General features: G+C 66.2%; 14 protein-coding genes. 8 read left to right on the top strand and 6 right to left on the bottom strand.

All coding sequences use genetic code 11. From position 1 onward, the window contains the following. The first annotated feature begins 100 nt into the window (after positions 1–100). Entirely contained in the window at positions 101–670 is a 570-nt protein-coding gene (locus Q0Q48_RS07415) for a hypothetical protein (protein ID WP_295136160.1), read from the top strand. Here the strand turns inward: Q0Q48_RS07415 and Q0Q48_RS07420 are convergent. Genes Q0Q48_RS07420 through bamE form a run of 4 tightly spaced genes read right to left on the bottom strand, consistent with a single transcriptional unit; the run spans position 667 to position 3,047 of the window. Further along, positions 667–1,200 (bottom strand): chromate transporter, encoded by a 534-nt coding sequence (locus tag Q0Q48_RS07420; protein WP_295136162.1) that lies wholly within the window; start codon positions 1,198–1,200, stop codon positions 667–669. The genes Q0Q48_RS07415 and Q0Q48_RS07420 overlap by 4 nt on opposite strands. Further along, entirely contained in the window at positions 1,197–1,769 is a 573-nt protein-coding gene (locus Q0Q48_RS07425) for a chromate transporter (RefSeq protein WP_295136164.1), read from the bottom strand. Before Q0Q48_RS07425 ends, Q0Q48_RS07420 begins: the two co-directional genes overlap by 4 nt. Beyond that, the gene (locus Q0Q48_RS07430; protein WP_295136166.1) at positions 1,766–2,716 is read right to left on the bottom strand and encodes a hypothetical protein; all 951 of its coding nucleotides are present in this window, start codon (positions 2,714–2,716) and stop codon (positions 1,766–1,768) included. The genes Q0Q48_RS07425 and Q0Q48_RS07430 overlap by 4 nt, the downstream gene beginning before the upstream one ends. A gap of 31 nt (positions 2,717–2,747) precedes the next feature. Then, entirely contained in the window at positions 2,748–3,047 is a 300-nt protein-coding gene (gene bamE, locus Q0Q48_RS07435) for an outer membrane protein assembly factor BamE (protein WP_295136168.1), read from the bottom strand. A gap of 99 nt (positions 3,048–3,146) precedes the next feature. On the opposite strand from bamE, the gene Q0Q48_RS07440 reads away from it, so the two are divergent. The 4 genes from Q0Q48_RS07440 to Q0Q48_RS07455 all read left to right on the top strand — a co-directional run bounded on the left by Q0Q48_RS07440 (position 3,147) and on the right by Q0Q48_RS07455 (position 6,355). Then, positions 3,147–4,358, top strand: a complete 1,212-nt coding sequence (locus Q0Q48_RS07440) for a pyridoxal phosphate-dependent aminotransferase (RefSeq protein ID WP_295136169.1) — start codon at positions 3,147–3,149, stop codon at positions 4,356–4,358. 7 nt (positions 4,359–4,365) lie between these two features. Further along, positions 4,366–5,139 carry an ABC transporter ATP-binding protein gene (locus Q0Q48_RS07445; RefSeq protein WP_295136171.1) on the top strand — a complete coding sequence of 258 codons (774 nt, stop codon included), beginning with the start codon at positions 4,366–4,368 and terminating at the stop codon, positions 5,137–5,139. Then, the gene (locus Q0Q48_RS07450) at positions 5,136–5,933 is read left to right on the top strand and encodes an ABC transporter permease (protein WP_295136173.1); all 798 of its coding nucleotides are present in this window, start codon (positions 5,136–5,138) and stop codon (positions 5,931–5,933) included. The genes Q0Q48_RS07445 and Q0Q48_RS07450 overlap by 4 nt, the downstream gene beginning before the upstream one ends. Positions 5,934–6,028: 95 nt before the next feature. Then, a complete protein-coding gene (locus Q0Q48_RS07455) occupies positions 6,029–6,355 on the top strand; it encodes a hypothetical protein (protein ID WP_295136175.1) in 327 nt (108 codons plus the stop codon). Positions 6,356–6,360: 5 nt separating this feature from the next. On the opposite strand, the gene mepA is transcribed toward Q0Q48_RS07455, so the two are convergent. Further along, positions 6,361–7,227: a penicillin-insensitive murein endopeptidase gene (gene mepA / locus Q0Q48_RS07460; RefSeq protein ID WP_295136177.1), complete on the bottom strand. Its 867-nt coding sequence runs from the start codon at positions 7,225–7,227 to the stop codon at positions 6,361–6,363. Between mepA and Q0Q48_RS07465 the strand changes: the two genes are divergently transcribed. The 3 genes from Q0Q48_RS07465 to Q0Q48_RS07475 are packed head-to-tail and all read left to right on the top strand — an operon-like array spanning position 7,226 to position 10,187. Continuing rightward, the gene (locus Q0Q48_RS07465) at positions 7,226–8,026 is read left to right on the top strand and encodes an enoyl-CoA hydratase/isomerase family protein (RefSeq protein ID WP_295136179.1); all 801 of its coding nucleotides are present in this window, start codon (positions 7,226–7,228) and stop codon (positions 8,024–8,026) included. The genes mepA and Q0Q48_RS07465 overlap by 2 nt on opposite strands. A gap of 2 nt (positions 8,027–8,028) precedes the next feature. Beyond that, positions 8,029–8,865, top strand: coding sequence for a TauD/TfdA family dioxygenase (locus tag Q0Q48_RS07470; protein WP_295136181.1), 837 nt, complete (start codon positions 8,029–8,031; stop codon positions 8,863–8,865). Positions 8,866–8,876: 11 nt separating this feature from the next. Next, positions 8,877–10,187, top strand: a complete 1,311-nt coding sequence (locus tag Q0Q48_RS07475) for a hemolysin family protein (protein ID WP_295136183.1) — start codon at positions 8,877–8,879, stop codon at positions 10,185–10,187. A 106-nt stretch (positions 10,188–10,293) separates the two neighbouring features. Here Q0Q48_RS07475 and Q0Q48_RS07480 read toward each other — a convergent pair whose 3' ends face one another. After that, positions 10,294–12,729 (bottom strand): penicillin acylase family protein, encoded by a 2,436-nt coding sequence (locus Q0Q48_RS07480; protein WP_295136185.1) that lies wholly within the window; start codon positions 12,727–12,729, stop codon positions 10,294–10,296. Positions 12,730–12,731 lie beyond the last annotated feature (2 nt).

The raw sequence follows: 12,731 nt of genomic DNA on the forward strand, positions 1-12,731 counted from the left end.
TCATCCCGGTACGATCATCATTCGGCCCCACATGGGGGCAACCGTACACTGGCCTGTCGCGTTCCATTTCCACGGTCGCAAGGCCGTTGAAGGGGTTCTCGTGAAGATTCTGCCCGTGCTTGTTTCCTCGGGACTTATGCTGACGGTTTTTCCGGTTCTGGCGCAGCAGCTCGCGCTTGCGCCGGGCCGGTCAGACTGCGCCGGCGCTGAGCCCGATCCGGTGGAGATCAGCTGGAATGCGCCTTGCCAACAGGGCGATTGGCTCTTCGAACCGGGCGTCGGTTGCCGCATGTGGGACTGGCACCCCGACAAGCACGACAAGGTGACGTGGAGCGGGGCGTGCCGCTCCTCGCTCAAGGAGGGCAACGGAGTGTCCCAGTGGACCGAACATGGCCTGCCGATCGATCGCTTCGAGGGCAGCTACCGCAACGGGCGCCGCGAAGGTGCTGGCCGTTATGTCTGGAACGCAACCGATCGCTTCGAGGGCACCTACGCCAACGATTTGCCGAACGGATTCGGGACGGTAACGCTGGCGGGTACTACGCTTTCAGGCGAATGGCGCAATGGATGCCTGAAGACGGGCGACAAGGTCGTGGCGATCGGTGTTCCGCGGGCCAGTTGCGAGCATGAACCGGAATACACGGCCGAGACGGCGACCTTGCCTAATTAGGCGATGTTGAAATAGTGCAGCGCCATGCCGATCAAGCCCGAGGCCACGATCGGATAGGCGGGATTGATCTTGGTCCGCCACAGCAGCAGGAAGACTGCCAGCGCAATCACGCCGAAGAAGATCTCGGTGATCGCACCGCGTCCCATGATGATCGCACCGGCCAGCACGAGCCCGACCGCTACCGAACCGAGACCCGTCTGAATCGACGGGCGCCAGCGCCAGGTCGCAAGGTGGCTCCACAGGCGGCCGACGAAGAAGGTCAGCAGACCCGTCGGCAGGAAGAAGGCGACGAGGGCCACCAGCGCGCCGGGTATGTGCCCCACGACGGTGCCGATCGACGCCACCATCATCATGTTCGGGCCGGGGGCGAGCTGGCCCAGGCTGTAGAAATGCAGCAGCTCCGGAAAGGTCAGCCAGTGATAGGTGTCGACCGTGAGCTCCTTCATTTCCGGGAAGGCGGCCATGCCGCCACCCACGGTCAGGAGCGACAGGTAGGCGAAGACGCCGGCGAGGTCCCAGAGCTGCTTCACCGGACATCCTTGTCGTGCGGCCGGTGCCACCAGATGGCGATGATCCCGGCCACGATCAGCGCATACGGCACCGGCACCTTGAAGAAGGCCACAGCGACGGCCGTGGCCGCCACGAACACGTAGTCGGCTGCGGTCTTGAGCGTCTTGGCGCCGAGCTGGACAAGGACGACGACGACGAGGCCTACGGCGCCGGCCGCAATCCCGTGCAGGAAGGCCTTCGACCAGGGACCGTCTCCACCCGCACCATAGAGGAAACCTGCGGCGATCATGAGACTGGCGCCGGGGAGGCACATGCCCAGGGTGGCGACCAGGGCGCCCATGCCACCCCTCAGGCGGTCGCCCACCAGGATCGACATGTTGGTTGCGTTGAGGCCGGGCAGGGTCTGGCTGATCGAGAGCAGCTCGACGAAGCTCAGATCGTCGAGCCAGCGCTGGCGCACGACGAGGCCGGTTCGCAGATAGGCGACCACGCCACCGCCCAGGCTCGTCGCGCCCATGACCAGGAAGACCCAGAAGAGCTTTCCGAGTGATGGCGGTGGCGGCGGCGATGGGGTTTCTGCGACGCTCATTCGTGCGCTTGCGGCGGGTTGCCCTTAAGGCGGTACACGGCGCCGGTCTTGGTCGTGGTCAGCGTCAGCCAGTCGGCCGCAACCTGCTGGAGCTCCAGAAAGAACCTTTCGCAATGGTTCAGTGACTTGTGCTTGATGTCGTCGGGGCCTGCGAACCGCAGCTGGAAGGCGAACTCGCCGACGAACGCATGGTGGTCACCGCGCGCGCGCCAAAGGCCGAGATTGGCCGTCGCCGCCGTGTGATGGCCGAAGTCGAGCAGGCAGATGTCCTGCAGCAGTTCCTCGACGATCGTCTGGTTGACGAGGGAGATGTCGTTGGGACCGTCACAGGAGATCGCACCCAGCGTCGGGAAGATCTGGGTCAGCTCCGGCAGGGACATGTTGCCAAGCGACGACATCACGATCCGGGCCGCCTGGGGGGCCTGGCTGAGGCCGAACTCCACATTGTGCGAGAGCAGGCGCCGGATTCCGCCGATCCTCTCCTTGAGGGGCATGATCTCCAGCTTGAACTTGATCTTGTACTTGCCATCGATATGCGGCCGCACGTCGAGGGCCTGGGCCTTCACCATGTTGTCGCTGCGATATTTGAAGACGATCTCGGGATCGCCGATCGCGAAGCCGTCCTCATAGGCGATGCGCCGGCGGACGATGAAGTTGTTGTTGTAGAGATGGTAGCCACCGGTATCGAGGAACAGGACCTCGCGGACCTCGGGGCGCTGCTGGGATTTTGGCGTGTGCTGGTAGCCGACGCCGGTAGTGGCCGCGGCTCGCTGGACGAGTGCCGCGAACTCCTTGAAAACGCGGGCGGAGGTGAAGCGATCGGGCTTGAGGATCAGCTTGCACTGGAGGTACTGGATCTCATCGCAGCGTCGCCCGTCGGCGTAGAGACTGTCCTGACGCTCGGAAAGCCATTGCGCGATCTGCCCGTCATCCTGATGTGAATGCATTGTCTCTCCCTGACGATACCGTAGCGCCGCTCTATGGCGATGTCATCTGAGCCGACGCGGGCTGATCCACGCGGCCATAGGTGTCGACCTTGCCGTCGGTGAAGCAGACGTAATAGCGATCCGACATCGACCAGGGCGTCCGGCTCCAGAAGTCCTTGAGCACGGTGTAGTAGGCGCAATCCTTGCCCGGCGAATGGGCGGACCCTTCGGGCGGCCCCATGACCGATCGCACCTGCTCGCGGTCCATCCCTGCCTGGAGGCGCTCGACATTGTCGCCGTGTACACAGCCGGCCAGAAGCAGGGGTGCAAGCAGACAGGGAAGATACTTCATGGCTTTCTCCTGTGATTAGTAGGGTTGGGCCTCGCCGCCAACAATTGTCGTGCAGGCCCCTGACTGGCGCAATTCCGAACGATGCGGTACGTCCACAGCATGCAAGACCACTCCAGATTCGTCGCGCCGGGCCTCCCGGCTTCGCTGAGCGGCGCCACCGCCGGCATGGCCGAAACGCCCATTTCCGAAGTGGCGATGACCGTGTTCGGAGACCCGGACGTGGTGCCGCTCTGGTTCGGCGAGAGCGATCTCGTGACACCGGATTTCGTGCGCGACGCCGCGGCCAAGGGGCTGCAGGCGGGCGAGACGTTCTATACGTGGCAGCGGGGAATCCCTGAGCTGCGGAGCGCGCTGTCGGCCTATACCGAACGCCTGTATCGCATCAAGTGCCCGATCGAGCGCCTCACGGTGACGACCGGCGGCATGCAGGCGATCCTGCTGACCTGCCAGCTCCTGCTGGATCCGGGCGACAATATCGTGATCGTCTCGCCGATCTGGCCGAACATCACCTCGGCCACCAGGCTGGTGGGCGGGGTTCCGAAGTATGTGGCGCTCGACCGCACGCCGGGCGGTGGTTGGAAGCTCGACCTCCAGAAGGTCTTCGATGCCGTCGATGACCGCACACGCGCGATCTTCGTCAACTCGCCGGGCAATCCGACCGGCTGGACGATGTCCACCGAGGAGCAGGCGGCCCTGTTGGACTTCACCCGCAAGCGCGGCGTCTGGATCATGGCCGACGAAGTTTACGCTCGCCTGATCTACACGAAGCGACCCGACGGCCGGCAGGCGGCGCCGTCCTTCCTCGAGCTCGCCGGTCCCGACGACCCGGTCATCGTGCTCAACAGCTTCTCCAAGCCGTGGGCCATGACGGGCTGGCGCCTGGGATGGCTCACCCATCCGGCGGCGCTGGGCGACCAGTTCGCCAAGCTGGTGCAGATCAACACCTCGGGCGTTCCCGCCTTCCTGCAGAAGGGTGCGGTAGCCGCGCTGGAGCAGGGCGATGATTTCGTCCACGAGATGGTCGAACGCTGCCGTGCCGGTGGGGAACTCGTGTTCCAGCGTCTTTCTGCGCTGCCGAAGGTGACGATCGCGCGGCCGGACGCGGCGTTCTACGCCTTCTTCTCGGTCGAGGGCGTGAGCGACACGCTGGCCTTCTGCAAGACGATGGCGAAGCAGTACAAGGTGGGCCTGGCCCCCGGCGAGGCCTTCGGGCCGGGCGGGCAGGGCAATGTCCGCCTGTGCTTCGCGTCGAGCGCGGAGCGGCTGAGCAAAGGCCTCGATCGCATCGAAGCGGCGGTCAAGGCGTTGTGATGCCGGTATGCCAGCGCCTTCCTCCATCGCCGTCCATCACCTGCGCAAGGTGTATGGCGAGATCGTCGCCGTCGACGATCTGAGCTTCTCGGTGCCGCGCGGCGCGGTGCTGGGATTGCTCGGCGGCAATGGTGCGGGCAAGACGACGACCATCGCCATGCTGCTCGGCCTCCTCGAACCGACGGCCGGCAGCATCGAGATCCTCGGCGTCGACATGCTGAGACGACGCTACGCGGCGCTGCCGCGCATGAATTTCTCCTCGCCCTACGTCGACCTGCCGCATCGGCTGACGGTGCGCCAGAATTTGCAGTTCTACGGCCGGCTGTATGGCGTGAAGGGCCTGCGTCAGCGCATCGAGGAGATCGCCGAGCATATGCAGGTCTCGGCCTTCCTCGACCGGCAGGCGGGCAGGTTGTCGGCCGGGCAGAAGACGCGGGTGGCGCTGGCCAAGGCGCTGATCAACCGGCCGGATGTTCTGCTGCTCGACGAACCGACGGCGTCGCTCGACCCCGATACCGCCGACTGGGTGCGCGGCTATCTCGAAGCCTATCAGCGCGAGACCCACGCCACGATCCTGCTCGCCTCGCACAACATGGCCGAGGTCGAGCGGCTGTGCGACGACGTGATCCTTCTGCAGGCCGGCAAGGTGTTCGAGCGCGGCAGCCCGCGCGAGCTGCTCGAGCGGTTCGGCCGCGAGGACATGGAGGAAGTGTTCCTCGACATGGCGCGCGGCCGGGGCCGCGGGCTCGACGCGCTGAAGCGGGAGGAGCGCGCGCCATGAGCGGCTCCTTGCAACGCATATACGCCCTCGTGTTGCGCCATATCTATCTCTGGCGCAGCTCGATCATGCGCTTGGTCGATTCGATCTACTGGCCGGCCGTGCAGATGGTGATGTGGGGCTTCATGACCCAGTACCTTCTGCCCCAGGCATCGTTCGTGGCGCAGGCAGCCGGTGTGCTGCTGTCGGGACTGTTGCTGTGGGAGGTCGTGGTCCGCGGCAACCTCTCGCTGTCGATCGCTTTCCTGGAAGAGATCTGGTCGCGCAACCTCGGCCATCTCTTCGTCAGTCCCATCCGTTCCTGGGAATTGGCCGCCGGCATCATCGTCGCGTCGCTGCTGCGCACCCTGCTGGGCATGATCCCGGTCTCGCTGCTGGCCTGGGCGTTCTTCGGCTACTCGATCTACACGCTCGGCCTGCCGCTGCTCGCCTTCTTCGTGATCCTGCAGATGTTCTCCTGGTCGATCGGGCTCGCCATGTCGGGCCTCGTGATGCGGGTGGGGCAGAGCGCGGAGAGCTTCGCCTGGGCGGCCGTCTTCGTCCTGATGCCGGTGAGCGGAGTCTACTATCCCGTCTCGGTATTGCCGCACTGGCTGCAGGTCGTCGCCTGGGGATTGCCGCCGGCCTACATCTTCGAGGGCATGCGCTCCATCATGCTGGAGAACACGGTCCATTGGGACCTGCTGGCCGTCGCTTTCGGGCTGTCGGCCGTCTACCTGGTAATCGGTTTCCAGGTGTTCCAGTGGTTCTTCCGCTCCTCGCGCCAGGCCGGTTCCCTCCTCGGGCAAGGTGAGTAGAATAGGGCCGTTTCCGGAGGTGAGTGATGTTCAAGCACGTGATGGTTCCCGCTCTTCTATCGCTCGCCGCCGCAGCGTGTTCGACCGTAGACAAATTGGGCAGCGAGCCCATCAAGCCGCCGAAGCCCGTGCCGGCTTGGTCGAGCGTCTATACAGTCCCCTATGACTCGATGGTGACCTGCCTCGCGGCCCCGGCGGCCAGCGGCTTCGTGGTGAACATCGAGCCGTCGTCGGCGCCGGGGACGACGACGGTCCTCTACGTGCCGCAGAGCGCCCCGCAGGCGGAGTCGCGCTATGTCGTGAAGCGCGTGCCCGACGGCACGATCCAGGTCGACTGGATCCGCGTCGGCACGGTGGGCGGTCTCGACTGGCTCGACGTGCAGGCCCGCCAGCGCGCCAACCGCTGCGGCGGGATCGGCTGATCCGGCTACCGGGCGTTCAGCACCGCAGTACAGGCCGCCGGCAGCTTCGGCCGGTAGGGCTTGGGCGGGGTGGTCGGCGGCACGAGCGGTGCCTTGCGGAACCATGATTCGAGCGCTTCGCCACAGCCGTCGTCGTGCGCATAGTCGGCCTGCGGCTGGCACTGCGGATTGCCCGGCGGGCAGTAGAGTCTCACGTGGAAATGCGAATCGTGCCCGTACCAGGGGACCAGCTTGCGCAGCCACGAACGGTCGCCCCCGACCGTCTGGCAGAGCCGCTGCTTGATCCATTTGTTCACGAACATGCGGTCGAGGTTCGGCATCTGCGCGGCCGTTCTCAGCAGGAATACATGCTGCTCGTTGAAGACCGAGTCGTCGATCCCGCTGTCGTCGGCGAGCACCAGAGAGCGCAGGCGGGGATTTTCGCGGTCGGTGGGCGTGCGGCGCGCCCCGGGCTGCCGTTCGAACCAGATGTCGGCATCGAGCCCGACCTGGTGGCTGGCATGGCCCGACGGGGCGGGCCCGCCACGCGGCTGGCCGATGTCGCCGATGTAGAGATGCGCCTGGCCGGCGGCCCGGATCTTCTCCGACAGGGTCTTGATAAACTCGATCGTGACCGGCTGGCCCCAGTAGCGGTTGCGGCTGACGCGGATGGCTTCATAGCCGGGCCCTTCCAACGGCAGCGCCTGCGCGCCCTGCAGGCAACCCGCGGTATAGAAACCGATCGACTGCGTCGGCCCGGGTGCCGGCGTCATCACGGTGGCCCAGTCATCGGCGCGGGCCGCGTTCGTGAGGAAAAGGAGGGCCGCGAGCAGCGGAATCGCGAAGCGCATCATCTTGTTGCCACGATAGTCGCTCGCTAAGACTTTGCCCATGGCCGACTATGAGTTCCTCACTATCGACCGGCAGGGCGCCGTCACCTTCCTGACACTCAACCGGCCGCAGCGGCGCAATGCGCTGACGCACCGGATGATGCTGGAACTGGAGGATGCCTTCGTGGGCGTCGGCAACGACGCGGCCTGCCGCGTGCTGGTTCTTCGCGGGGCGGGCGGGCATTTCTGCGCCGGGGGCGATCTCGACACGATGGCCGACCTGCCGCCCGTGCCGCCGGGTGGCACGGACCCGCTGCTCCCGACCTATCGCCAGTTCGGCAACGCGCTGCTGGCGCTGGAAGCCCTGCCGCAAGCCACCATCGCGGTGGTCGAAGGCTCGGCGGTCGGGGCGGGCTTCGGCATGGCCTGCTGTTCGGACGTCGTCATCCTGCGCGAGGACGCCCGTTTCGGTATTCCCGAACCGAAGGTGGGCTTCATCCCGTCGCAGATCATACCGTTCCTGGTTCGGCGGCTCGGAGAAGGGCCGGTCCGCGATCTGGCGGTGACGGGTCGCGTGATCGATGCGGCCGAGGCGTATCGCCTGGGCGTGGGACGCTATCCCTGCCTGACGGACGCCGACGTCGAAGCCACGCTTCAGGGTCTGCTCGATGACATCCTGAAGATGGAACCCAAGGCGTTGGCCGTGGCCAAACGGCTGGTCCTGTCCTGCGCGAAGAAGGACGATCTCGACGTACTCGACGAGGCGGCCGCGAGCCTGGTCGGCCTGCTGCGCGAGCCGGAGGCGGCCGAGGGCATCCGGCATTTCATGGCGAAGACGACGCCCTCATGGGCCAAGAGGTAGACATGCGAAACTATCGCCACATTGAAGTGAGGCCGGTCGCTGGCGCCCTGGGCGCGGAGATCCACGGCGTCGACATCGCACAGGATCTCGACGCGGAAGTCGTGGCGGAGATGCGCCAGGCCTTCCTCGACCATCTCGTGATCTTCCTGCGCGATCAGACCGTGACGCCGCTGCAGCAGCTCGCCTTCGCGCGGAAGTTCGGCGAACCCGTCGAGTATCCTCAGCTCAAGGGGCTGCCGGAATCGCCGATGATCACGCCGGTGGTGAAGCTCGAGCACGAGCGCAACAATTTCGGCGGCATCTGGCACTCCGACACGACGTACCTGCAGATGCCGCCGATGGGCAGCATGCTGCTGGCGCGCGAGGTGCCGCCATTCGGTGGCGATACGATGTTCGCCAACCAGTACCTGGCCTACGAGGCGTTGTCGGACGGGCTGCGGGCGACACTCGACGGGCTGGTCGGCGTCAGCTCTTCCGCCAAGGCCGATGTCACCAAGACCCGCGAGGACCGCATGAAGGCCGCGGGTGCCGAGCTGAAGGTGATGACGGCGGAGCATCCGATCGTGCGGACGCACCCGGAGACCGGCCGCAAGGCGCTCTACACATCCGATGCCCATACCGCCCACATCAAGGGCTGGGCGGAGAAGGAGAGCCTGCCGCTGCTGCGCTTCCTGTGGGAGCACCAGACGCGGCCGGAATTCACCTGCCGCTTCCGCTGGGAACCGGGTTCGCTGGCCTTCTGGGACAATCGCTGCGCCATGCACAACCCGATCAACGATTACCACGGCTTCCGGCGCGTCATGCATCGGATCACGCTGGCCGGCGACAAGCCGCGATAGGGGAGCTGCACATGTCGGGAGCGGGAGGATTGCTGGCGGTCCTGGTGCTGGTCGCGGCCAACGGGTTCTTCGTGGCTGCGGAATTCTCGCTGGTGGCCGTTCGCCGCAGCCGGGTGATCGAACTGGCCGCCTCGGGACGGATGAACGCCCAGGCACTGATACGCGCGCTCGACCATTTGGATTCCAACCTTGCCGCCACGCAACTCGGCATCACCATCTCGTCGCTGGCGCTGGGCTGGATCGGCGAACCGGCGATCGGTCACCTGATCGAAAAGCCACTGGCGGACCTTTGGGGCACGACCGCGGGCATCAGCGCCTACGCCATCGCCGTCGGCATCTCCTTCGTCCTCATCACGGCCCTGCACATCGTGCTGGGGGAGCTGGCGCCCAAGAGCCTCGCGCTCCAGCGCAGCGAAAGCACGGCGCTGTGGGTCGTCCGGCCGCTCGGCCTGTTCCGGTGGCTGCTCAGCCCGGCGATCCTGGTGCTGAACGGTATGGGCAACCTCGTGCTGAGGCTGTTCGGATTGCGGCCGGGAGCGGGCGAGGAGTCCCTGCATTCGCCTGGCGAGTTGAAGCTGCTGGTCGAGGCCAGCCAGGATGCCGGTCTCCTGCAGGATGCGCAGGAAGAGGTCGTCGTGCGTGCGCTCGACATCGGCAACCGTCGCATCGGGGAAATCATGACGCCGCGCACGGAGCTCGACTGGATCGACGTCGCCGACGATCGCGACGAGATCGCGCGTTGGGTTCTCGAAAGCCCGCATGAGCAGATGCTGGTCGGGCGAGGGAGCATCGACAACCTGCTGGGCGCCGTCAGCAAGACGGACCTGTTGAACCAGATGCTGCGGGGCGGCCCGCTCGATCCGGGCGCGGCGGTGGCGACGCCGCTGATGGTCCATGAGGCCATGCCGATCTTCAAGGTACTGGAGCAGTTCAAGAAGACGCCCGTGCGCCTGGCCGTCGTGGTCGACGAGTATGGCGGCATCGAGGGCATTGTCACCCAGGCCGACTTGCTGGAGGCGCTGGCGGGCGACCTTCCGGCGGCGCCCGGCGAGGATCCCGACGTGGTCGAACGCGAGGATGGCTCGCTGCTGATCGACGGCATGGCGCCCGTCCACGCGACGCTGGACCGCCTGCAGCTCGACAAGCTGCCGGTCAGCACCAGGTTCCACACGATCGCGGGCTTTGCGCTGGCCCAGCTCGGTCATCTGCCGGTGGCCGGCGAGCAGTTCACCTACGAAGACTGGACCTTCGAGATCGTCGACATGGATGGACGGCGCATCGACAAGCTGCTGGCGCGCCGGACGCCGACGCTCGAGGCTTAGGGCGGGATGACTGTGGTCAAGGGGAGCGCGCAACTCCAGTTGCGCTCATATTCTTTTAATCGACGAAGCCTGAGCGCCACTGGAGTGGCGCGCTCCGATGAGTCCGTCAGCGCGTCGCCGGATTGAGTGTGATCGTGCCGACGGCGCTGCGCGCCGTTTCGGCGCGTGTGCCGCCGATGTTGATGTAGGCGAGCTTCTGCCAGGGTTGGACGAAGTTGCGGGCCCACGGCGAGAGCATGTTGCCCGACTGGCCGAGCGGGGTCGCGAAGCGGCTGTTCTCGAGATCGCTGAAATCGTAGATGCCGCGATAGCCGGCGCCGTGCACGGCGTCGAACGGCCGGTTGCCCCTGAAGGAGGGGGAGGCGCGGTTCAGCGTCTGGTTGCCGCCGTCGGACGGGTAGCGCACCGATGCGATGTCGCGCAGCAGCGGCACGCCGTCGAACAGCGGATGGCGATGCACCGCGAAGTGTTCCCGTCCCCACTGCCATTTGGTCATGTCGGGACCCTGACGGCGCGCGATCCAGTCGAGCGCCCGGTCTAGCGCCAGTGCGATCGCATCCTCGCACGATTCGGCCGGCTTCGTGCCGCCGTCGTCGCACCAGCCCGGCTTGTCGCGCAGGATGCGGATCATCAGGGGTACATTGGGCACGGCGATCGAATTGAAGAGATCCTCGCCCAGCTCGTCGGCGAGCAGACCGCGCTGCAGCTCGGTGATCCAGGCATTGTAGATCAGGGGTTCGGGCCGGCTCGCCAGCATGAACATGTTCCAGCGGCTCAGCAGGTCGCGCGCCTGGGCGGCGCGAGTGTTGCGCGCTGCGCCCTTCAGGAGGTAGGGCAGCATCTCGGCGGCATCGAGCGTGAGATTGTCGGCCTGCATGACGATCATGCCGTAGACCGGATGGCGCTCGACCTCACCCAGAAGCTCGGCAGCGCGGCGCTGGCGATAGGGCTCGGCCCAGTCCTTGCTGATGAAATGGCGATAGTCGTCGGGCACCAGGCGGCCATTGGCGTTGACGATCACGCCGCCGACCGGATTGTAGACGCGGGGCAGCTCCTCGAACGGCACGAAGCCCGCCCAGTCGTATTCGGAAGTCCAGCCCGGCACCGGCATCGAGCCGTCGCCCTTGCGCCGGATCGGCACGCGCGCCGGAGAGATCAGGCCGATGTTCCCCGACGTGTCCGCATAGACCATGTTCTGCATGGGCGAGACGATGCGGCGGGCAGCCGAGAGAAATTCGTCCCAGTTCTGCGCCGAGCCGACGCGCGCAAAGCCCTCTGCCGAGGTGTCGGCGCCGTCGAGTGCGGTCGCCTGGAGGGCGAGCACATGTCCCTGGGGCGTGAGGTTCTCGCCGTGGCGGACGAAGTCGTCGATCACCGGACCATGGCGCGTCTCGCGCACGCGCATGGTGATCGGATCGCCCCAGGCAACCTTGATGGTCTCTTCCCGTACCGCGAAGGGGCGGGCGCCGTCGGGCGTGATGTATCGGTTGGGATCGGTCGGATCGACGCGCTCGACGAAGATGTCCTGGCTGTCGAGATTGGTGGTCGTGAAGCCCCAGCCGATGATTCCGTTGTGGCCCAGCACCACGGCCGGCGAGCCGGGCGAGGTGGCGCCGCGGATGTCGAACCCTGGTCCGATCAGGCGGGCGAGATACCAGACGCCCGGAAAGGAGAAGCCGAGATGCGGGTCGTTGGCGAGCAGCGGGCGCCCCGACACGGCGTGCGCGCCCGAGAGCACCCACTCGTTGGACGCTTCACGCTTGCGCGTCACCTCGTTGTCGGTGCCGCGGAAAATCCGGTCGAGGTCGATGTCCTTCACGGCGGCCATGACCATCGAGAGGGTCGAGTCCTTGCTGTCGCCGGACGGCTCGATCAGGAACTTCACCCCGTCCTCGCCGATCTTCTGCGACAGCCGCAGGCGCAGCAGCTCGGCGCGCCAGTTGCCGTCGAGGCCGAGCGCCATGAGCTTGGCCCAGACCAGCGAATCGGCCGGCCGCCATGGCTCGGGCCGGTAGCCGCCCGCGGACAGGAGCTTGATCAGCGTGAGTTCGAGGCCGAACTGCTGATCGTCGTCTGACAGCCAGGCATTCACGCCGGCGGCATAGGCGTCGAGCCGGGCGCGCATGGCGGGCGAGAGGGCATTCACGCTTTCCGACGCGCGCCGGTAGACGCCCAGGCCGCGCATCGTCCGGTCGCTGTCCACGAGGCCGTTGCCGACCAGGGCGGGCGGCACGAGTTCCGCCAGTCGTCCCTGGCCGATGCGGCGCATCAGCTCCATCTGCCAGAAGCGGTCCTGGGCGTGGACGTAGCCCAGGGCGAAGGAAGCATCGTCGATCGAGCCCGCGATGATGTGCGGGACCGCATTCTTGTCGCGCAGGATCTCGACTGGAGCCTTCAGGCCGGCCACGTCCATCGTGCCGCTGTAACTCGGAAGGGCGCCGTGTACGTGGAAGTAGGTACCGGTGAGGAAGACCGCGAGCGCCAGCGCCGTGCCGGCCAGAACCTTTCCGAGGACGGCAGCGACGCGGACCAACAGCCTCACCG

The sequence above is a fragment of the uncultured Reyranella sp. genome, assembly GCF_945957355.1.
Classification (GTDB): Bacteria; Pseudomonadota; Alphaproteobacteria; order Reyranellales; family Reyranellaceae; genus Reyranella.

Coding starts and splice junctions, on each gene's coding strand:
- Q0Q48_RS07425 (WP_295136164.1), bottom strand. CDS start 1,769: ATGAGCGTCGCAGAAACCCCATCGCCGCCGCCACCGCCATCACTCGGA.
- Q0Q48_RS07430 (WP_295136166.1), bottom strand. CDS start 2,716: ATGCATTCACATCAGGATGACGGGCAGATCGCGCAATGGCTTTCCGAG.
- bamE (WP_295136168.1), bottom strand. CDS start 3,047: ATGAAGTATCTTCCCTGTCTGCTTGCACCCCTGCTTCTGGCCGGCTGT.
- Q0Q48_RS07440 (WP_295136169.1), top strand. CDS start 3,147: ATGCAAGACCACTCCAGATTCGTCGCGCCGGGCCTCCCGGCTTCGCTG.
- Q0Q48_RS07445 (WP_295136171.1), top strand. CDS start 4,366: ATGCCAGCGCCTTCCTCCATCGCCGTCCATCACCTGCGCAAGGTGTAT.
- Q0Q48_RS07450 (WP_295136173.1), top strand. CDS start 5,136: ATGAGCGGCTCCTTGCAACGCATATACGCCCTCGTGTTGCGCCATATC.
- Q0Q48_RS07465 (WP_295136179.1), top strand. CDS start 7,226: ATGGCCGACTATGAGTTCCTCACTATCGACCGGCAGGGCGCCGTCACC.
- mepA (WP_295136177.1), bottom strand. CDS start 7,227: ATGGGCAAAGTCTTAGCGAGCGACTATCGTGGCAACAAGATGATGCGC.
- Q0Q48_RS07470 (WP_295136181.1), top strand. CDS start 8,029: ATGCGAAACTATCGCCACATTGAAGTGAGGCCGGTCGCTGGCGCCCTG.
- Q0Q48_RS07475 (WP_295136183.1), top strand. CDS start 8,877: ATGTCGGGAGCGGGAGGATTGCTGGCGGTCCTGGTGCTGGTCGCGGCC.